General features: G+C 73.3%; 19 protein-coding genes. 11 read left to right on the top strand and 8 right to left on the bottom strand.

The genetic code is table 11. From position 1 onward, the window contains the following. Positions 1–708: an NADPH-dependent F420 reductase gene (locus tag ACIBQ8_RS01620; RefSeq protein WP_397190685.1), complete on the bottom strand. Its 708-nt coding sequence runs from the start codon at positions 706–708 to the stop codon at positions 1–3. Between the two features lie 320 nt (positions 709–1,028). On the opposite strand from ACIBQ8_RS01620, the gene ACIBQ8_RS01615 reads away from it, so the two are divergent. After that, positions 1,029–1,544, top strand: a complete 516-nt coding sequence (locus ACIBQ8_RS01615) for a carboxymuconolactone decarboxylase family protein (protein ID WP_397168149.1) — start codon at positions 1,029–1,031, stop codon at positions 1,542–1,544. A 24-nt stretch (positions 1,545–1,568) separates the two neighbouring features. Here ACIBQ8_RS01615 and ACIBQ8_RS01610 read toward each other — a convergent pair whose 3' ends face one another. After that, a complete protein-coding gene (locus tag ACIBQ8_RS01610; RefSeq protein ID WP_352330337.1) occupies positions 1,569–1,961 on the bottom strand; it encodes a nuclear transport factor 2 family protein in 393 nt (130 codons plus the stop codon). Positions 1,962–2,100: 139 nt separating this feature from the next. Here ACIBQ8_RS01610 and ACIBQ8_RS01605 point away from each other — a divergent pair, with 139 nt between their 5' ends. Both ACIBQ8_RS01605 and ACIBQ8_RS01600 read left to right on the top strand, forming a co-directional pair. Continuing rightward, positions 2,101–2,673: a carboxymuconolactone decarboxylase family protein gene (locus tag ACIBQ8_RS01605; RefSeq protein WP_397168147.1), complete on the top strand. Its 573-nt coding sequence runs from the start codon at positions 2,101–2,103 to the stop codon at positions 2,671–2,673. After that, positions 2,673–4,208, top strand: coding sequence for an NAD(P)-binding domain-containing protein (locus ACIBQ8_RS01600; RefSeq protein ID WP_397190684.1), 1,536 nt, complete (start codon positions 2,673–2,675; stop codon positions 4,206–4,208). Before ACIBQ8_RS01605 ends, ACIBQ8_RS01600 begins: the two co-directional genes overlap by 1 nt. A gap of 68 nt (positions 4,209–4,276) precedes the next feature. Here the strand turns inward: ACIBQ8_RS01600 and ACIBQ8_RS01595 are convergent, their stop codons facing one another. After that, entirely contained in the window at positions 4,277–5,419 is a 1,143-nt protein-coding gene (locus tag ACIBQ8_RS01595) for a glutamate--cysteine ligase (protein WP_397190683.1), read from the bottom strand. 186 nt (positions 5,420–5,605) lie between these two features. On the opposite strand from ACIBQ8_RS01595, the gene ACIBQ8_RS01590 reads away from it, so the two are divergent. After that, positions 5,606–6,877 carry a cytochrome P450 gene (locus tag ACIBQ8_RS01590; RefSeq protein WP_397190682.1) on the top strand — a complete coding sequence of 424 codons (1,272 nt, stop codon included), beginning with the start codon at positions 5,606–5,608 and terminating at the stop codon, positions 6,875–6,877. A 25-nt stretch (positions 6,878–6,902) separates the two neighbouring features. On the opposite strand, the gene ACIBQ8_RS01585 is transcribed toward ACIBQ8_RS01590, so the two are convergent. Further along, entirely contained in the window at positions 6,903–7,754 is an 852-nt protein-coding gene (locus ACIBQ8_RS01585) for a DUF72 domain-containing protein (RefSeq protein ID WP_397190681.1), read from the bottom strand. 78 nt (positions 7,755–7,832) lie between these two features. Here ACIBQ8_RS01585 and ACIBQ8_RS01580 point away from each other — a divergent pair, with 78 nt between their 5' ends. Then, a complete protein-coding gene (locus ACIBQ8_RS01580; protein ID WP_397168137.1) occupies positions 7,833–8,690 on the top strand; it encodes an NAD(+)/NADH kinase in 858 nt (285 codons plus the stop codon). A 6-nt stretch (positions 8,691–8,696) separates the two neighbouring features. On the opposite strand, the gene ACIBQ8_RS01575 is transcribed toward ACIBQ8_RS01580, so the two are convergent. Further along, positions 8,697–9,980 (bottom strand): YibE/F family protein, encoded by a 1,284-nt coding sequence (locus ACIBQ8_RS01575; protein ID WP_397190680.1) that lies wholly within the window; start codon positions 9,978–9,980, stop codon positions 8,697–8,699. 70 nt (positions 9,981–10,050) lie between these two features. On the opposite strand from ACIBQ8_RS01575, the gene ACIBQ8_RS01570 reads away from it, so the two are divergent. Both ACIBQ8_RS01570 and ACIBQ8_RS01565 read left to right on the top strand, forming a co-directional pair. After that, positions 10,051–10,764, top strand: a complete 714-nt coding sequence (locus ACIBQ8_RS01570; RefSeq protein WP_397190679.1) for a DUF72 domain-containing protein — start codon at positions 10,051–10,053, stop codon at positions 10,762–10,764. Then, entirely contained in the window at positions 10,764–11,732 is a 969-nt protein-coding gene (locus ACIBQ8_RS01565) for a magnesium transporter CorA family protein (RefSeq protein ID WP_397168131.1), read from the top strand. Before ACIBQ8_RS01570 ends, ACIBQ8_RS01565 begins: the two co-directional genes overlap by 1 nt. Before the next feature lie 16 nt (positions 11,733–11,748). On the opposite strand, the gene thrS is transcribed toward ACIBQ8_RS01565, so the two are convergent. After that, positions 11,749–12,924 (bottom strand): threonine--tRNA ligase, encoded by a 1,176-nt coding sequence (gene thrS, locus ACIBQ8_RS01560; RefSeq protein WP_397168129.1) that lies wholly within the window; start codon positions 12,922–12,924, stop codon positions 11,749–11,751. Positions 12,925–13,121: 197 nt separating this feature from the next. Between thrS and ACIBQ8_RS01555 the strand changes: the two genes are divergently transcribed. Beyond that, a complete protein-coding gene (locus ACIBQ8_RS01555) occupies positions 13,122–14,096 on the top strand; it encodes a response regulator transcription factor (RefSeq protein WP_397168127.1) in 975 nt (324 codons plus the stop codon). Here the strand turns inward: ACIBQ8_RS01555 and ACIBQ8_RS01550 are convergent. Further along, on the bottom strand, positions 14,050–14,580 hold the full coding sequence (locus tag ACIBQ8_RS01550) for an ATP-binding protein (protein ID WP_397190677.1): 531 nt from the start codon (positions 14,578–14,580) through the stop codon (positions 14,050–14,052). The genes ACIBQ8_RS01555 and ACIBQ8_RS01550 overlap by 47 nt on opposite strands. A 176-nt stretch (positions 14,581–14,756) precedes the next feature. Here ACIBQ8_RS01550 and ACIBQ8_RS01545 point away from each other — a divergent pair, with 176 nt between their 5' ends. From ACIBQ8_RS01545 to ACIBQ8_RS01535, 3 genes are all read left to right on the top strand, one after another. Next, positions 14,757–15,224 carry an adenylyltransferase/cytidyltransferase family protein gene (locus tag ACIBQ8_RS01545; protein ID WP_352328879.1) on the top strand — a complete coding sequence of 156 codons (468 nt, stop codon included), beginning with the start codon at positions 14,757–14,759 and terminating at the stop codon, positions 15,222–15,224. A 65-nt stretch (positions 15,225–15,289) separates the two neighbouring features. Next, positions 15,290–15,874 carry a hypothetical protein gene (locus ACIBQ8_RS01540; RefSeq protein ID WP_364334046.1) on the top strand — a complete coding sequence of 195 codons (585 nt, stop codon included), beginning with the start codon at positions 15,290–15,292 and terminating at the stop codon, positions 15,872–15,874. A gap of 40 nt (positions 15,875–15,914) precedes the next feature. After that, positions 15,915–16,658 (top strand): DUF427 domain-containing protein, encoded by a 744-nt coding sequence (locus ACIBQ8_RS01535; RefSeq protein WP_397168124.1) that lies wholly within the window; start codon positions 15,915–15,917, stop codon positions 16,656–16,658. Positions 16,659–16,701: 43 nt separating this feature from the next. Here the strand turns inward: ACIBQ8_RS01535 and ACIBQ8_RS01530 are convergent, their stop codons facing one another. After that, positions 16,702–17,301 carry a TIGR03086 family metal-binding protein gene (locus ACIBQ8_RS01530; protein WP_397168122.1) on the bottom strand — a complete coding sequence of 200 codons (600 nt, stop codon included), beginning with the start codon at positions 17,299–17,301 and terminating at the stop codon, positions 16,702–16,704. Positions 17,302–17,326 lie beyond the last annotated feature (25 nt).

Below are 17,326 nucleotides of genomic sequence, written 5' to 3'. Positions count from 1 at the left end.
TCAGGCGCGCCACTCCGGCGTGCGTTCCTGGCGGGCCTGGGCCAGGGCCTCCCGGACGCCCTCGGCGTCCTTGTCGGTGGTGTAGACGGGACTGCCGGGCTGCTGCCGCCACGACTCGTCCAGGCCGCCGGCGTCGACGGGGTCGAAGCCGAGCGCGTCCACCAGGCCCATCACGATCTTCTTGCCGCGCTCGTCGTCGGCGGCCACGGGCAGGGCGATCCGCCCGGGGGTGCCGGACGGGCGGCCGCCGTGGCCGAGGTGGTCGGCGAAGATGTTGTTGAACGCCTTCACCACCGGATGGCCGAGCTGCTGCTCGACCCAGCGGCTCTCCGGCATCCCGGCCTCGATCTCGTCGATCCGGCCGTCGCGCTGGGGGTAGTAGTTGCCGGTGTCCACGACGGTCAGGCCGCCGGTGACGTCGTCGAACAGGCCGTCGGGCAGGTCGGGCACCTTGCCCTGCGGGATCGTGACCACGACCAGGTCGGCTCCCTGGGGCGCCTCCTCGACGGCGACGGGGGTCGCGCCGGTCTCGGCGGCCAGGTCGGTGAGCGTCTGAGGGCCCCGGGAGTTGGCCACCGCCACTTCGTGCCCCAGCTCGGTCAGGCGCCGGGTGAGCGTGCCGCCGATGTTCCCCGCGCCGATGATGCCGATCTTCATGCTCCGCCCCCGGTTGTGCGCCTCAGCTACTGCTCGCCAGGATATCGTCACAATGCGTTATCGCTGGTCGGAGGCACTGTCGGCGCGCCGGACGGTACCCGAACCCGATTCCGGGCGGACGGTTCCAGCGGCGCCGCTGGCATCAAGTGGTCACCGGCGCGCAACTTCCTGGTCGTTCCGCGACGGAATCTGCGCACGACGAACCCGCACACTAGATCCCATAGGCAGGCAAACGGACGTTGGAGGGCCGAATGGGAAATTCAGCATTACGTTCCGTCTCGCGCGACGCCGGGCGGCGTGAATTCGTTAATCACGCGGGCGGGACGCGTCCGCATATCCAGCTGGTGTCCGACGAGCCCGGAATCCGGGGGTTGTTCCGTTACCGTCCCGAGGCGGCCGAACCGCTGACCCTGCTCTCCGAGGTGCTGCTGTGCGGGGACAGCCCGCTGACCCGGGGCGAGCGCGAGCTGATCGCCGCGTACGTGTCCTCGCTCAACCGGTGCCGGTTCTGCTTCCACACCCACGCGGCCTTCGCCGCCGTCCGCGTGCCGGAGGGCATGACGCTGGTCGACGAGACCTGCGCCGACCCGGCGGCGGCCCCTCTCTCCGGCAAGCTCAAGGCCCTGCTGGGCATCGCCGGGGCGGTGCAGCGCGGCGGGCGGGAGGTCACCGACGAGCACGTGCGCGCGGCCAGGGCCGAGGGCGCCACGGATCTGGAGATCCACGACACGGTGCTGATCGCGGCGGCCTTCTGCATGTACAACCGGTACGTGGACGGCCTGGCCACGCTGGCCACCGACGACCCCGGCCACTACGCCGACAGGGCCCGTCTGACCAGCGGATACGTGAAGGTGTGGAACGACGAGGCGCTGGACGAGGCCGGCTGAGCGGCCCCGTCCGCCGGGGCCTGATCAGCCGAAGAACTCGTCCACCGAATAGGGGTCGAGCGGGAAGCTCCAGCGCTCGCTGATCTTCCCGTCGGTGATCCGGAACAACTGCATGCCGCGGTCGTCGAGCGAGCGGCCGTCGCGCTCACCGCGGATGCGCAGGACGGCGGCGACCTGGTCGCCGCCGACGAGGTAGGACTCCGGCTCCAGGCGCAGCGTGCCGGTGGTGGACTTCAGCAGCTCGGCCAGGTAGCCGAGCACGGCTTCCTTGCCGGAGTAGTCGCGGGCCATCGGTCCGCGACCGGGGACGTGGAAGATCACGTCGTCGGCGAGCAGCCGGCGAAGGTCCTCCAGGTCGCCCTTGGCAATGGCGTCGTAGGTGTTGCCGGCAACGGTGATGTGGGGATGCTCATCCATGACGACCGCCAGTCACAAACGGGGTTTAGGTGGCGTCCGTGACATTACGCGCGTCAGTTGCAGGAGACAAGAAGGAGGCACAATTAACGAGATCTTGCGCAATTTGCGAGAGTGTGCAGACTAGGAGAAAACCGCATCGATGGGAGCTTGCGTGCCCCATATTGCCCTCGATTCCGACGAACCCGGAATCCGCGGACTTTTCCAGTTCAGCCCGGAGACGGCCGCTCCGATGAACGCGCTGGCCGAGGTCCTCCTGCGTGGCGACAGCACACTGAGCCGCGGCGAGCGGGAGCTGATCGCGGCCTACGTGTCGGGGCTCAACGAGTGCCGGTTCTGCACGGCCTCGCACGCCGCGTTCGCCGCCGCCCAGCTCCCCGAGGGGATGGCGCTGGTGGACCAGGTCCGCGCCGACCCCGCCACGGCGCCCGTCACGCCCAAGCTCCGCGCCCTGCTCGCCATCGCCGCCGCGGTGCAGCAGAGCGGCCGCGACGTCACCGACAAGCTGGTGGCCGCGGCCAGGGCGGAGGGGGCAACCGACAAGGAACTGCACCACACCGTGCTGATCGCGGCCGCGTTCTGCATGTTCAACCGGTACGTCGACGGCCTGGGCACCCACGCCCCCGACGACCCCGCCGGGTACGACCTGGCCGCGCAGCGCATCCTCACGCACGGCTACACGACCGTCCCACCGGCGGCGGGACAGCAGGACTGATGGACGCGGAACACCACCGGTTCGTCATCATCGGCGCCGGACCCGGCGGGCTGCAGCTCAGCTACTTCCTGCAGCGCGCCGGGGCCGACTACGTCACCCTGGAACGCGAGGACGCGCCCGGCGGCTTCTTCCGCAGCTTCCCGCGCCACCGCCGGCTCATCTCGCTGAACAAGGTGCACACCGGCGAGAAGGAGCGCGAGATCCAGCTCCGCTGGGACTGGAACTCCCTGCTCAACGACGAGCCCGACCTGATGTTCCCGAACTACTCGCGCGAGTACTTCCCGCACGCCGACGACCTGGTCCGCTACCTCGCCGACTTCCAGCGCGTCCACGGGCTGCGCGTGCGGTACTCGACGGCCGTCCAGCGCGTCGAGAAGGACGGCGCGGGCTTCGTCGTCCACGCCGGTGACCGGGTTCTCCGCGCCGACTGCCTGATCGTCGCCACCGGGTGGGGCGGCCCGCACATCCCCGACATCCCGGGCATCGAGCTGGCCACCGGCTACGAGGACGTCCCCGTCAACGGCGAGGACTTCGCCGACCAGCGCGTCCTGGTCATCGGCAAGGGCAACTCGGCGTTCGAGACCGCGCAGGCGCTGCTCCCGTACGCCGCGGTCATCCACCTGGCCAGCCCCAGCCCCGTCCGCCTGACCTGGACGAGCAAGCACCCCGGCCACGTCCGCGGCCAGTACGGCGCCTTCCTGGACAGCTACTGGTTCAAGACCCTGCACGGCGTCCTGGAGTGCACCGTCGACCGCCTCTGGCGCGAGAACGGCGGGATCAGGGCCGCGATCACCTACACGCTGGCCGACGGCGAGCAGGCGCTGCTCGACTACGACGCCGTCCTGCGCTGCACCGGCTTCACCATGGACACCGGACTGTTCGGCGACTCCTGCCGGCCCGCGCTGACCCCGGGCGGCCGGATGCCGGCGATCCGCCCCGACTTCCAGTCGGCCGACGTCGACGGCCTGTACTTCGCCGGCACCCTCATGCAGGCCCGCGACTTCAAACGGGCCTCCTCGGCGTTCATCGACGGCTTCCGCTACAACCTGCGCTCCCTGACCGCCCTGCTGCTCGAACGCTACGAGGGCCGGCCGCTGCCGGTCCGCGAGCTGCCCGCCGACGCCGACGTGCTCACCGGGTCGATGCTCGACCGGGTCAACCACAGCTCGGCGCTGTGGACCCAGTTCGAGTACCTGTCCGACGCGTACGTGATCGGCCCGGACGGCGTCGTGCGCCACTACGAGGACCTGCCGGAGGACTACGCCCGCGAGCGCTTCGCCGCCGCCGGGTTGTGCCTCACGCTGACCCTGCGCTGGGGGCCGCGCGACCGCGCCGACGTGTTCGCCATCCAGCGCCACCCCACGCCCGAGCGGGCCGACGAGTGCGCCTTCCTGCATCCCGTCGTCCGGGCCTGGCGGCACGGCGAGCCGGTCGCCGAGCGGCACCTCCTGGAGGACCTCCAGGCCCGCTGGCGCGACCCGGTACGCCACGTCGAGCCGCTGCGGGCCTTCCTGGCCGACCGGCTGCAGTCGTAGGAGGAGCCGACCGGCTTCAGCCATAGGAGGAGCCGACCGGCTTCAGTCGTAGGAGGAAGTCACCGGCTTCAGTCGTGGGAGGCGAAGCGGGCCACGAGGTCGTCGACCACGTCGGCGAGCGCCCCGCGCCGGGCGTGCGCGGCCCGCTGGCGCTCGGCGCCGCCGCCGTGCTCGCGCAGCAGCCGCCAGCCCTGCTCGGCCGCTTCCAGGTCGCCGGCCGCGGCCAGCGCGGGCCCGACGTGCTCCAGCAGCCGCGCCACCAGCTCGGCGACCGGCCGCGCCGCCCCCGTGAAGGGATCGACGCCCGCCCCGCCCAGCCCGTCCCTGGCGGCCCGCCAGTAGGCCACCCGCAGCAGCTCGGCAGGCACGTCGGGGCCCGGATCGCCGTCCCGCACCCTGTCCAGCGACGTGGTGACCAGTGCCCGCACCACCAGTGCGAGGAACAGCGACTCGCGCGTGGCGGCGGGGACGTCGGCCACCCGCACCTCCACCGTGGGCAGCCGGGCCGACGGGCGCACGTCCCAGAACAGCGTCCCGGGGTCGACCAGCGCGCCGCTGTCGGTCAGCGCCGCGACCGTGCGCTCGAAGTGCTCCAGCGACCCGAAGTACGGCGGCGGCCCGGCCACCGGCCACTTGCCCCAGGCCAGCACCCGCCAGCCCGCGTAACCGGTGTCGCGGCCGGCCCAGAAGGGCGAGTTGGCCATGAGCGCGAGCAGCACCGGCAGCCACGGCCGCACGTGGTTGCAGACCAGCACGGCCTGCTCCCGGTCGGGCACGTGGATGTGCACGTGACCGGCGCAGATGGCCTGCTCGTCGTGCAGGGCGCGGTAGTTGTCGATGCCGACGCCGTAGCGCGGGTGCTCGGTGATCGGCGGCGGGACGACGTCGCCGATCACCGGCGTGCCGGAGGCGACCACGGCCAGCCCTTCGGCGCGTGCGGCGGCGGCCACGACCTCGCGCATCCGCCGCAGCTCCGCCTCCAGCTCGGCCCCGCTCGCGCAGGGCGCCGTCTTGGCCTCCACCTGGAACTGCGTGATCTCCGTGCAGACCCGGTCGCCCAGCCCGGCCGCGGCGCGCCCGACGACGGCCGCCGCCCCGGGGGCCACGGCGCGGGTGACCGGATCGACGACCAGGTACTCCTCCTCGACGCCCATCAGGCGGGCGGTCACGCCGCCGGAGGTCTGCCGTAACGACTCGGCGGTAGCCGTCATGTGCGCTCCACTCCACTGCTCGACTCGACTGCGGGGACACTGCGGCGACGCTGCGGCGACACTGCGCGGACGCTGCCATCCGATCTTGCCCTGCCCGGGGCCGCCGCAGGGCCGAATGGCGCACACGCCCCGGGGGAATGGCTCTCCTGGCCGCATCACCCCCGCATCCGACAGGAGGGCCCGCCCGTGACCGCGACCATGTCCGTGGAGGAGGCCGGGCACGTGTTCGCCACGCCCGCCGCGTACGCCGACGAGACCCGGCTGCACGAGGCCCTGGCGGTGCTGCGCCGCGAGTCCCCGGTGCACCGCGTGGAGGTGCCCGGCTACAACCCCTTCTGGGCCGTCACCCGGCACGCCGACCTGCTGGAGATCGAGCGGAACCACGCCCTGTGGCTGAGCGCCCCGCGCCCGGTGCTGCGCAGCGCGGAGATCGACGCCCGCCTGGCCGAGCAGCGGGCCCGCGGCACCGGCCTGAAGACGCTCGTCCACATGGACGACCCCGAGCACCGCGTCGTGCGCGCCATAGCCGCCGACTGGTTCCGGCCGAGGGCCATGCGCGCCCTGGAGGTGCGCGTCCGCGACCTGGCCCGGCGTTACGTCGACCGGATGACCGCCCACGGCGGCTCCTGCGACTTCGCCCGGCAGGTCGCCGTGCACTACCCGCTCTACGTCATCCTGTCGCTGCTGGGCCTGCCCGAGTCCGACTTCCCGCGCATGCTGCGGCTCACCCAGGAGCTGTTCGGCCAGGACGACCGCGACAACCGGCGCGGCGGCACCGCCCAGGACCACACCGCCGTGCTGGCCGACCTGCTGGAGTACTTCCGCGAGCTGACCGCCGCGCGCCGGGCCAGGCCCACCGGCGACCTCGCCTCGGAGATCGCCAACGCCCGCGTGGACGGCCGCCCGCTGAGCGACCTCGACGCCGCCTCCTACTACGTCATCATCGCCACCGCCGGGCACGACACCACCAGCTCCACCATCGCCGGCGGCCTGGAGGCGCTCATCCGGCACCCCGGCGAGCTGCGGCGGCTGCGCCGGGATCCCGGGCTGCTGCCGTCGGCGGCCGAGGAGATGATCCGGTGGGTGAGCCCGGTGAAGGAGTTCATGCGCACCGCCGCCGCCGACACCGCCGTACGCGGCACGCCGGTCAGACGGGGGGAGTCGGTGCTGCTGTCGTACCCGTCGGCCAACCGGGACGAGGAGGTGTTCGCCGAGCCGTTCCGCTTCGACGCCGGCCGCGACCCCAACCGGCACCTGGCCTTCGGCTCGGGCGTGCACTTCTGCCTCGGGGCCGCGCTCGCCCGCATGGAGATCCGGGCGCTGTTCGCCGAGCTGCTGCCCCGGCTGGAGAGCGTCGAGTTCGACGGCGAGCCCGCCTGGGTGGCCACCACGTTCGTGGGTGGGCTCAAGCACCTGCCGATCCGCTACACGCTGCGCGACCGCCCGGCCGGGACGTGAACCCGCCCGCGGCCCCGGCGGCCGGTCAGAACAGCGTCGGGGGCTCGGCGGGCATCGGCTCGGGCAGCGGGCGCAGCTCCGGCACCAGGGCGCGCACCTCGTCGTGGAAGCGGCGGGCGAGCATCGGCGCGTCGGCGTTGTCGGGCGTGTGGACGAACACCGTGGGGGAGCGGCCCTCGCGCAGCCATCCGGCGACGGTGTCCACCCACTCCCGCCAGCCCTCCACCGTGGCCTCGACGGAGTCGCGGCCCAGGTAGCGGACGATCGGGTGGCCGGTGAGCGCGCGGGTGCGGCGCGGCACGCGCGGCTTCTTCGTCCACGCGTCGCGCTCGGCGTCGCTGGTCGGCGGGGTGCGGAACAGCGTCACCGTGTCGAAGGGCACCCATTCGGCGCCGGCGGCGGCCAGCACCCGTTCGAGCTGCCCGGCCTGGCGGGCGTCGTCGAAGAAGGCGCGGTGGCGGACCTCCACGGCGTAGCGGTGGGAGCGGGGCAGCCGGTGCAGGAAGGCCGCCAGCGTGCCGAGGTCGGCGGGGCCGAAGGCGGGCGGCAACTGCACCCACAGGGCGTGCGCGCGCGGCCCGAGCGGCTCGATGGCGTCGAGGAAGGCGTGCAGCTCCTGCTCGGCGCCGATCAGCCGGTGGTGGTGGGTGACGGTCTTGGGCAGCTTGACCACGAAGCGGAAGTCGGGGTCGAGCTGCCGGGCCCACGACTCCACCGTGGCGCGGGCGGGGGTGGCGTAGAACGTGGTGTTGCCCTCGACCGCGTCGCACCAGGTGGCGTAGGCGCGCAGGCGCTCTCCCGGCGGGAGCGGATGGGGCAGGAAACGTCCGTTCCACGGTGTGTGCGTCCACATCGCGCATCCCACATGAAGCCGCATGGCTCCGACGTTAGCGGAGCCGCCGGGCGCCCGGGGCCGCCGGGGATGTCGGGGAACGCCACCGTTTAGGCTGGTCGCATGGGCATGGTCGGGACGGTCGGGCTGGTGCTGCACCCCCAGCGCGACTCCAAGAAGGCGATCGACACCATCCTGCGCTGGGCCGCGGACAAGGGGGCCACCGTCCTCGGGCTGCCCGAGGAGGTCGGGCGCATCGACTGCAGCGCGGTGCCGGTCGACGCGGTCGCCCTGGTCGAGCGGGCCGACCTGCTGGTGGGGCTCGGCGGCGACGGCACGATGCTGCGCACCATGCGGCTGCTGGCCGGCCGGCCCACGCCCATCCTGGGCGTGAACCTCGGCAAGCTCGGCTTCCTGGCCGAGATCGACGTGGACGAGCTGGCCGGCACGCTGTCGGCCATCGACCGCCACGAGTACACGATCGAGCCGCGGATGGCCATCAGGAGCGTGGTCGCGGGCGTCGCGGTGACGGCGTTCAACGACATCGCGCTGGTCCGCATCCCCGGCGAGGGGCTGGCCGCGGTGTCGGTCACCCCGTCGGGCAGCCCGTTCGTGAGCCTGTCCGCCGACGCGGTGATCGTGGCCACCTCCACCGGCTCCACCGCCTACAGCTTCTCGGCCGGCGGCCCGATCGTCTCGCCCCGCGTGGAGGCCGTCCTCGTGGTGCCCGCCGCCGCCCACTCCTCCTTCAACCGGGCGCTCGTGCTGCCCGCCGACGAGGAGGTGACGCTGGAGGTGCTGCCCACGAGCGGCAGGCTCGCCGTCGAGGTGGACGGACGGGTGGTCGGCCACCTGTGCCCCGGCGACACCGTCACGGTCACCGCCTGGCCGGGGGCGGCGAAGGTGGTCCGCCTCGGCACCACCTTCTACGAGCGCGCCCGCCGCAAGCTGCGGGTGGACGGCAGCGCCGAGGTCGGCTGACCCCGCTCAGCGGCGGTGCCGGGCGGGCCTGGTGAGCGGCCCGCCGGCCCGCACGGGCCGGGCGGACGGCTCGTCCTCCAGCGCCTCCACCGGCCGCGCGCCGCGCGCGGCGACCAGGGCCGACAGCGCGGTCGTGATCGGCACGGCGGCGATCAGCCCGAGCGTGCCCACGACGCTGCGGACGATCTCCTGGGTCACGACCGGCGTGGTCAGCACGTCGCCGAGCGGCTGAGCGCCGATGCTGAACAGCAGCAGCAGCGGCAGCGACGCCCCCGCGTACGCCAGGATGATGGTGTTGATCACCGAGGCGATGTGGGCCCGCCCGACGCGTCCCGCCGCCCGGTACAGGCGGGCGAAGCCGTAGGAGGGGTTGGCCGCGGCCAGCTCGCCCACCGTCACCGCCTGGGTGACGGTGACGTCGTCGAGCACGCCGAGCGCCCCGATGATGATGCTGGCCAGCAGCAGCCCCTCGGTGTCGATCGACAGGCTCATGCCCAGGGTCAGCGCGGTGTCGTCGGTGACGCCGTTGAGCCGGGCCAGGCCGAGCGCCGCGTACGACAGCAGCCCGGTGAGCGCGAGGCTGGCCAGAGTGCCCAGCACGGCCATCGACGTGGTCAGGGAGAAGCCGTGGGTGAGGTAGAGCACCGTCAGCATGATCGCGGCCGAGCCGACGACGGCGACCAGCATCGGCGGCTCGCCCGCCAGGACGGCCGGGATGACGAACGTCAGCAGCAGCCCGAACGTCACCGCCAGCCCCACCAGCGCCGTCACCCCCCGCCACCGCCCGAACGCGATGACCGCCAGCGCGAACGCGCCGCCCAGCAGCCACAACGTCGTGGACCGGTCGTGGTCGGAGAGCTGGTACTTCCCGTCGCCGTCCCGCAGCAGCAGCACGTCGTCGCCCGCCGTGAACCGCTGGGCGCCCGGCCCGCCCGGCAGCCGCAGCGTGACGTCGCGGCCGAGGTCGGGCCCCGAGCCGACCCGTACGGTGGCGTTGCCGCAGGTGGCCGGGTCGGGCACCGGCATGCCCTCCTGGACGGCCGGGCAGCGCCTGAGCGCGACAGAGACGACCGTGCCCTCGACCCGCTCGACCGCCGGACCCTCCCGCCCGTCCTGGCCGTCCGGCGCCGCCTGCCCCGCGGGCCAGAGCCACACCAGGCAGGCCAGCGTCGCCAGGGCCAGCGGCACCAGCACGGCCAGGCTCGCCACCACCGCGCCGCGCGACGGCGGCGCGGCGGCCACGCCGTGGGAGTGGCCGTGACCGTGGCCGTGGAAATGATCGGCGCCCATCGCGTGAAAGCTCCTCCTAGGCTTCCGGGACTGCGACAGTAACGCACCCGGCGCAGGGTAGGAGCCGGGTGTGGCGACGCTGGTGGGCACCTCCGGATGGCAGTACAAGGACTGGCGCGGCGTGCTGTACCCCGAGGGGGTCCCGCAGCGGCTGTGGCTGGAGACGTACGCGGCCGAGTTCCCCACGGTCGAGAGCAACAACGCCTTCTACCGCCTGCCCTCGCCGGAGACGTTCGCCGCCTGGCGCGAGCGCACTCCCGGCGGGTTCGTGATGGCGGTCAAGGCCAGCCGCTACCTCACCCACATCAGGCGGCTGACCGAGCCCGAGGAGCCGGTCGCCTGGCTGATGGCCGCCGCCGGGGCGCTCAAGGAGAAGCTGGGGCCCGTCCTGCTGCAACTGCCGCCCACGCTGCGCGCCGACCCCGCCCTGCTGGACCGCTGCCTGGGCTGCTTCCCCGCCGGCGTGCGGGTGGCGGTGGAGCCGCGGCACGACTCCTGGTGGACCGGCGAGGTGCGCGAGGTGCTGCTCGCGCGGGGCGCGGCGCTGTGCTGGGCCGACCGGCTCGGCCGGCCGCTGACGCCGCTGTGGCGCACCGCCGACTGGGGGTACGTGCGCCTGCACGAGGGCCTGGCCGCCCCCAGGCCCTCCTACGGCGCGGCGGCGCTGAAGAGCTGGGCGAGGAGGGTGGAGCAGGCCGGATGGCGGGACGTCCACGTCTACTTCAACAACGATCCGGGGGGAGCGGCCGTGCGCGATGCCCGGCGATTTGCCAAACTCGCCTGATGCACACGCGTCTGTACAGGAACGGCGTCCTCGAAAAGGAGGGCTTCCCCGTCGAGGAGGTCTCCGACCACGTCGGCGATCCCGAGGCCGCCGTCTGGTTCGATCTGTGCTCGCCCACCCCCGAGCAGCTCAACCAGGTCGGCGAGGAGCTCGGCCTGCACGAACTGGCCGTCGAGGACGTCCTCAGCGACCACCAGCGCCCCAAGGTGGACGTCTACGACAACCACCTGTTCATCACCGTGTACGGCATCCACCTCGACGAGGGCCGCCTCGTCCCCGTCGAGGTGAACGCCTTCGTCACCCCCAACGCCCTGGTGACCGTGCGGGAGAACGCCTGCTTCGACATCGACGAGGTGGTCAGACGCTGGGACGCGACCTCCCGCCTGGCCGGGCACGGCGTCTCCTTCCTGCTGCACGGCCTGCTCGACTACGTCGTGGACAGCCAGTCCGACCTGGTCCAGGACCTCGACGCGCGGGCCGAGGCCATGGAGGAGTCGCTGTTCGACGACGCGCCCCGCGACGGCAGGCAGCTCCAGCGCGCCATGTACGTGCTGCGCAAGGACACCGCCAGGCTCCGCAAGATCTCGATGCCGATGCGGGAGGTGCTCGGCACGCTGCTCCGCCGCGACCAGGAGATCGTCGCCGACCCGGTGATGGCCCCCTACTACGAGGACGTCTACGACCACGTCCAGCGGGTCGCCGAGTGGGTGGAGGCGATCCGCGACATGCTCGCCAACGTCCGGGAGACCCGCCTGGCCCAGCAGGGCTTCCGCCTCAACGAGATCATGAAGCGGGTGACGAGCTGGGCCGCCATCATCGCGGTGCCCACCGCCATCACCGGCTTCTACGGCCAGAACGTGCCCTACCCCGGCTCCGGGGACATCTCGGGCTTCTGGGTGTCGTCGGTGCTGGTGGCGGTGGCGTCCGTGGTGCTGTACGCGGTCTTCAAGAAGAAGGACTGGCTCTGAGCGCCGGTGACGGACCTCAGAAGCGCGGCCGGCAGTCGGCGGCCAGCCGCTCGACCGGCACCGGGCCCGCCTGGCGGCCGTCCCGCAGCCGGACGGCCGGCACGCCGTCCGCGACCTCGCGCGGCCCCACCACGAGCTGGTACGGCACCAGCCGGTGCGCCCTGATCCTGGCCCCCAGGCTGCCCCGGTCCGCGGGCGCCAGCTCGGCCCTCAGCCCGGCGGCGACGGCCCGCCGCAGCAGGTCCTCGGCCGCCGGGAGCTCGGCGTCCGACAGCGGCAGCACGACCGCCTGCACGGGCGAGAGCCACGCCGGGAACGCGCCGCCGTGCACCTCGATCAGGTGCGCGACCAGGCGCTCGATCCCGCCGACCACGCTGCGGTGCACCATGACGGGACGCCGCCCGCCCGCGTAGGCCAGGTCGAAGCGCTCGGGCTGGTACAGGTCCACCTGGACGGTCGACAGGGTGCTCTCGCGGCCGGCCGGGTCGGCGATCTGGATGTCGATCTTCGGGCCGTAGAAGGCGCCCTCGCCGCGCTCCTCGTCGTAGGCGCGGCCGCGGTCCCGCAGCACCTCGCGCAGCACGGCCTCCGAGCGCGCCCACATCGCGGGGTCGTCCACGAACTTGCCGCCCTCGCCGCGCAGCGAGAGCCGGTAGCGGGCCGCCCGGATGCCGAGCTGGGCGTGCGCGGCCTCGATCAGGTCGAGCGCGGCCGACACCTCGGCCGCCGCCTGCTCCGGCGCGCAGAACACGTGGCCGTCGTTGAGCTGGATGGCCCGCACCCGGGTCAGGCCGCCGAGCACGCCCGACAGCTCCGAGCGGTACATGCCGCCGAGCTCGGCCACGCGCAGCGGCAGCTCCCGGTGGCTGCGCCCGCGCGAGCGGTAGATCAGCGCGTGGTGCGGGCACAGGCTGGGCCGCAGCACGAACTCCTCGCCGCCCACGTTCATGGGCGGGAACATGTCCTCGGCGTAGTGCGCCCAGTGGCCCGACCGTTCGTACAGCTCGCGTTTGCCGAGCACGGGGGAGTTGACGTGCACGTAGCCGTGGCGGCGTTCGAGCTCGTGGACGTAGTCCTCCACGGCCTTGCGCACGGCGGCCCCGGCGGGCAGCCAGTAGGGCAGACCGGAGCCGATCAGCGGGTCGGTGCCGAAGATCTCCAGCTCGCGGCCGAGCCTGCGGTGGTCGTTCATGATCGTCCTTTGCGGTGAAAGGGCGAACGACCAGCTCCCGGGCGCCCGCCCGGGATGCATGGAATCAGCGCGCCGGGACCGTGTCCGGCGTCGTCGTGACGGAAGCGCGCTGCATGCCTGCCACCGTAGCACCGCGGCGGCCGTGAAGAAAATCTTCAACAGCCGGTCAAGGAATGGCAAATGATATAAAAGAGCACGTGGCTGAGATCACCTTGAGCGTCCGCCAGTTGCAGGCGTTCGCCGAGGTCGGCTACCAGGTCGCGGGCGGCGGCGGCGCGCACGCGGCGATGGCGGCGCTGCGCGAGGTGGTCCCGCTCGACGCCTACGAGTTCGTCGCCTTCGACCCCGCCACCGGCCGGCACCACAGCGTCGTCTCCGACGGCCACCGCCGCATCGACCGCGACGCCGCCGAGGAGTACGCCGCGCTCGACGCCTGCCGCGAGGCCATCGCCGGGCGGCGGCCGGTGCCCATGCCGCAGCCGGGCACCGAACGGTACTTCCGCCGCCACCTGGCCCCCTACGGCTGGCGGGCCGGGCTGACCGCGCCGCTGTTCCTGGCCGACGGCGGCCGCTACACCGGCCTGCTCCACCTGGCCGCCAAGGACGCCTTCCCGCTGCTGTCGGGCGCCCTGGTCGCCGCCGTGAGCCCGATGCTCGCGCACGTCACCGACCTGACCCGGTGCGTGATCGACCCGGCCGGGCTGCCGCCCGACTTCCGCGCGGTCGCCTTCGACCGGCTCGGCGAGCGCCGCGCGGTGCCCGGCCACGAGGTCTCCCGCGAGCTGTGGGACGACCCCGCCATGGCGGCCTTCGCCCGCGCCTTCATCGACTCGCGCGAGCTGAGCCGCCGCGGCCTGTGGCTCGACGGCGGCGGCCGCTGGCACGAGGTGCGGCTGCTGCGGGCCGGCGTCGGCTACCAGGGCTCGCTGCAGGGCGCGGTCGCCGCCGAACGGCCCTGCCCGCTGCCCTACGACCTGACCGGCCGCGAGGTCGACGTGCTCACCCGGGTCGCGGCCGGCGACTCCAACCCGCAGATCGCGGCCTGCCTGGTGCTGAGCGTCCGGACGGTGACCACCCATCTGGAGCACATCTTCGCCAAGCTGGGCTGCGACAGCCGCACCAGGCTCACCACGAAGGCGCTGGCCGAAGGGTTGTGCCGGCTCGACCTGTGACGCACGGCTCCTGCCCGGCGGCCACGCGGGCCTGCGTCAGCTCGAACCAGACGGTCGTCGAGCCCCCCTCGCGGACGAACCCCCAGCGATGGCTGAGCGCCTCGATCAGCGGCAGCCCCCGGCCGCTGGTCGCCTGCGGAGCGGTCCGGCACACGCACGGCGGGCCGTCCGCGCCGCCGTCGGCCACGCACACCCGGACCGTGGTGTCCGAGCTGAGCACCGACACCGTGAACGAGCCGCCGTCCCCGGACCGGGTGTGCAGGATCGCGTTCGTGGCCAGCTCGCTGGTGAGCAGCACCACGTCGTCATGGAACGGGTGATCGCGGCCGAGCGCGGCCGTCACGAGCCCCCTGGCCCGCGAGACCTGGGACGGAACCCCCGGAAGCCGGACCGCGAGGTCACGGAACCCGGGTGCTTCACCCCCGTCGGCATGGTCTGAGTCCCTCGGCGCCACGGCGACCTCCCCCGAATCAGGTGACGTCATGAGACGCGCGGGCAGGGGGCGAGAGATTATCGCGAAAAGGTAGGAATGCTCTTTCCAAGGTCGCCTGCACGACCTGCCACGGCGACCGAGTACGCTGCGATCGACGAGTCGTCTAGGCCCGTGGGGGAGCAAAGCGTGCACAGCAGCCTACTCGCCCGGCCGTCGGAGGAGGTCGCGTGAGCAGCCTGGAGGCCGTCTGGGTGGAGCCGTACGACCGGCCCGGGGCGGCCGTCGTGACCGGCGTCTTCGACATCCTGCACGTCGGCCACGTGCGCTACCTGGGCGCCGTGGCCGCCCGCGGGCTGCCCCTGGTGGTCGGCGTGGAGGACGACCCGCGCGTGCGGGCGTGGAAGGGGCCCAGCCGGCCGTTCAACCCGGCGGCGGAGCGGGCCGAGGTGCTGGCCGCGCTGCGCTGCGTGTCCGGCGTGTTCGTGGTGGCCGGGCCGCCCGAGGCCCACGGTCCCGAGGACTACATCGACCTGCTCGCGCCGATGCGGCCCGGCGCGCTGGCCCACACGGCCGGCGACCCGCACGCGGGCGCGCGCGCCACGGCGGCGGCCATCCTGGGCGCCGAGTGCTGGGAGATGGCGGCCATCCCCGACCGCTCCACGACCCGCATCGTGAACGCCGCCGGCAAGGGCTGACCCGCCGCTCCGCCGGGGGCGTCGCTGAAACGGGCAGCGGCCATGATCGCGTAACCTTTCATGCCATGATGGCCGACCTGGTGGCGAAGCGGGTGACGAACCTGCTGGCACCGCAAGTGCTGGTGATCGTCATGCCCCCCGCCGTGGGGCTGCTCGCCCAGGGATGGGCCGGCGCGGCCTGGGGGCTGGTGGCCTCGGCGTTCTGCGGCGGCGTGCCGGCGGCGGTGATCGCGCTCGGCGTGCGCTCGGGGCGGCTGGACTCCCACCACATCGTCGACCGGGCGCGCCGCACCGGCCCGCTGCTGGCCGCCGTGGCCGCCGTGCTGGTCGCGCTCGCGCTGCTGGTCGTGCTGGGCGCGCCGCGGCTGCTGGTGGCCACGGTGACCGCGATGCTGGTCGCCCTGGCGGTCACCGTGCCGATCACCACCCGCTGGAAGATCTCCTTCCACGCCGCCGTCTCGGCGGGCACGGTGGTGGTGCTGGCGCACGTGCTGCCCGCCGTGCCGGTGGCGATCGCCGGCGCGGCCGTGGTGGCACTGGTGTGCTGGGCCAGGGTCCGCCTCGCCCATCACACGTGGGCGCAGGTCGCGGCGGGCGCGGTCACCGGCACGCTCACCACGTGGGTGACGCTCGCGCTGTTCGGGGTCTGAGGGACGGAATTTCCCCGCCGCCACACGGGTTGGCGGGGACATGGATGCCACGAACCGGGGCCGGGTCCGCGTCGAGCGGTCGGCCAAGCGCGTGCGGACCTATCTGGGCGGCCGGCCGATCGCCGACACGACCCGGGCCCTGCTGGTGTGGGAAGGCCCCTTCTATCCCACCTACTACTTCCCCCTCCAGGACGTCGAGCAGGCGGCGCTCAAGCCGACCGGCGCGTCCAGGCACTCCCCGAGCAGGGGCGAGGCCGCCGTCCACACGGTCACCTCGGGCGCCGCGCAGGCCCCGGAGGCGGCGCTGGTCTACGACGACTCGCCGCTGGAGGAGATCCGCGGGCACGTGCGCTTCGACTGGGACGCCATGGACGCCTGGTTCGAGGAGGACGAGGAGGTCTACGTGCACGCCCGCGACCCGTACACGCGGGTGGACATCCTGCCGAGCTCGCGGCACATCCGGGTGGAGGTCGACGGGGTCACCGTGGCCGACTCGCGCAACGCCCGCATCCTGTTCGAGACCGGCCTGCCGGCCCGCTACTACCTGCCCAAGACCGACGTGCGGCTCGACCTGCTGGAGCGCACCGACACCGCCACCCACTGCCCGTACAAGGGGACGGCGGAGTACTGGTCGGTCAACGGGAAGAAGGACCTGGCCTGGTCCTACCGCACGCCGCTGCCCGAGAGCGAGCGCGTGGCCGGGCTGATCGCCTTCTACAACGAGAAGCTGGACATCTTCGTCGACGGCGAGCGCGAGGAGCGTCCGAAGACCAAGTTCTCCTGATCCGCCCCGTGCGCCCCGCTGCCGGGCGGGGCGCACGCGGGCCTCAGGCGGCCGGCGACCAGTGCGGGTCGCGGCCGAGGTAGCGCAGCAGGGCGGCGACCTCGTCGCCGGAGGCGTCGTCCGGGAGCGCCGGGGCGTAGGCGCCCCACGGGCGCAGCGGGTCGGCGATCTGCCGGGCGACCTCCAGCAGCGGGCCGGCCATCTCCGCCGTCAGCGGCGAGGGCTGGCCGGTGGCCACGGCGATGTCCCAGGCGTGCACGGCCGCGTCGAGCGCGCACGCCGTCGAGCCGGCCCACGGCGACATCTTGTTCGGCGGCACCGGCGTGGCCACCTCGGCGGCGTCGCGGTCGACCGCGGCCCACGCCCTGGCCGAGCGGGTCAGCGCGTCCTCCAGCTCGGCCGCCGGGTCGGCGCCCGGCTCGGCGGGCGGGTCGAACGGGTTGAACGCCGGGCCGGCCTCGCCCGTGAGCGTGGCGGCGAAGCCGATCTGGTCGCCCACCGCGTGCTTGAAGACCTTGGTGACGCTCCACTCGGAGCAGGGGGTGGGCAGGTCCCAGCCGCCGGCCGGGATGCCGCTGACGGCCTTGCGCAGCGCCTCGTGCGAGGCGTCCAGAACGTCCCAGCCGCTGATGATGTCGCCCATGTGGAGCTCCTTTCGAGATGACTCC

Source organism: Nonomuraea sp. NPDC049646, from assembly GCF_044465525.1.
GTDB lineage: Bacteria > Actinomycetota > Actinomycetes > Streptosporangiales > Streptosporangiaceae > Nonomuraea.
Note: the sequence above shows the minus strand (reverse complement) of the source record. Positions and strands in the feature narration are given on the sequence as shown.

What these genes read in the sequence shown, in the direction of transcription:
- ACIBQ8_RS01530 (WP_397168122.1), bottom strand. Translation starts at nt 17,301, where the DNA reads ATGGGCGACATCATCAGCGGCTGGGACGTTCTGGACGCCTCGCACGAG.
- ACIBQ8_RS01550 (WP_397190677.1), bottom strand. Translation starts at nt 14,580, where the DNA reads ATGACGTCACCTGATTCGGGGGAGGTCGCCGTGGCGCCGAGGGACTCA.
- ACIBQ8_RS01595 (WP_397190683.1), bottom strand. Translation starts at nt 5,419, where the DNA reads ATGACGGCTACCGCCGAGTCGTTACGGCAGACCTCCGGCGGCGTGACC.
- ACIBQ8_RS01605 (WP_397168147.1), top strand. Translation starts at nt 2,101, where the DNA reads ATGGGAGCTTGCGTGCCCCATATTGCCCTCGATTCCGACGAACCCGGA.
- ACIBQ8_RS01610 (WP_352330337.1), bottom strand. Translation starts at nt 1,961, where the DNA reads ATGGATGAGCATCCCCACATCACCGTTGCCGGCAACACCTACGACGCC.
- ACIBQ8_RS01565 (WP_397168131.1), top strand. Translation starts at nt 10,764, where the DNA reads ATGCACACGCGTCTGTACAGGAACGGCGTCCTCGAAAAGGAGGGCTTC.
- ACIBQ8_RS01575 (WP_397190680.1), bottom strand. Translation starts at nt 9,980, where the DNA reads ATGGGCGCCGATCATTTCCACGGCCACGGTCACGGCCACTCCCACGGC.
- ACIBQ8_RS01600 (WP_397190684.1), top strand. Translation starts at nt 2,673, where the DNA reads ATGGACGCGGAACACCACCGGTTCGTCATCATCGGCGCCGGACCCGGC.
- ACIBQ8_RS01580 (WP_397168137.1), top strand. Translation starts at nt 7,833, where the DNA reads ATGGGCATGGTCGGGACGGTCGGGCTGGTGCTGCACCCCCAGCGCGAC.
- ACIBQ8_RS01535 (WP_397168124.1), top strand. Translation starts at nt 15,915, where the DNA reads ATGGATGCCACGAACCGGGGCCGGGTCCGCGTCGAGCGGTCGGCCAAG.
- ACIBQ8_RS01585 (WP_397190681.1), bottom strand. Translation starts at nt 7,754, where the DNA reads ATGCGGCTTCATGTGGGATGCGCGATGTGGACGCACACACCGTGGAAC.
- ACIBQ8_RS01540 (WP_364334046.1), top strand. Translation starts at nt 15,290, where the DNA reads ATGATGGCCGACCTGGTGGCGAAGCGGGTGACGAACCTGCTGGCACCG.
- thrS (WP_397168129.1), bottom strand. Translation starts at nt 12,924, where the DNA reads ATGAACGACCACCGCAGGCTCGGCCGCGAGCTGGAGATCTTCGGCACC.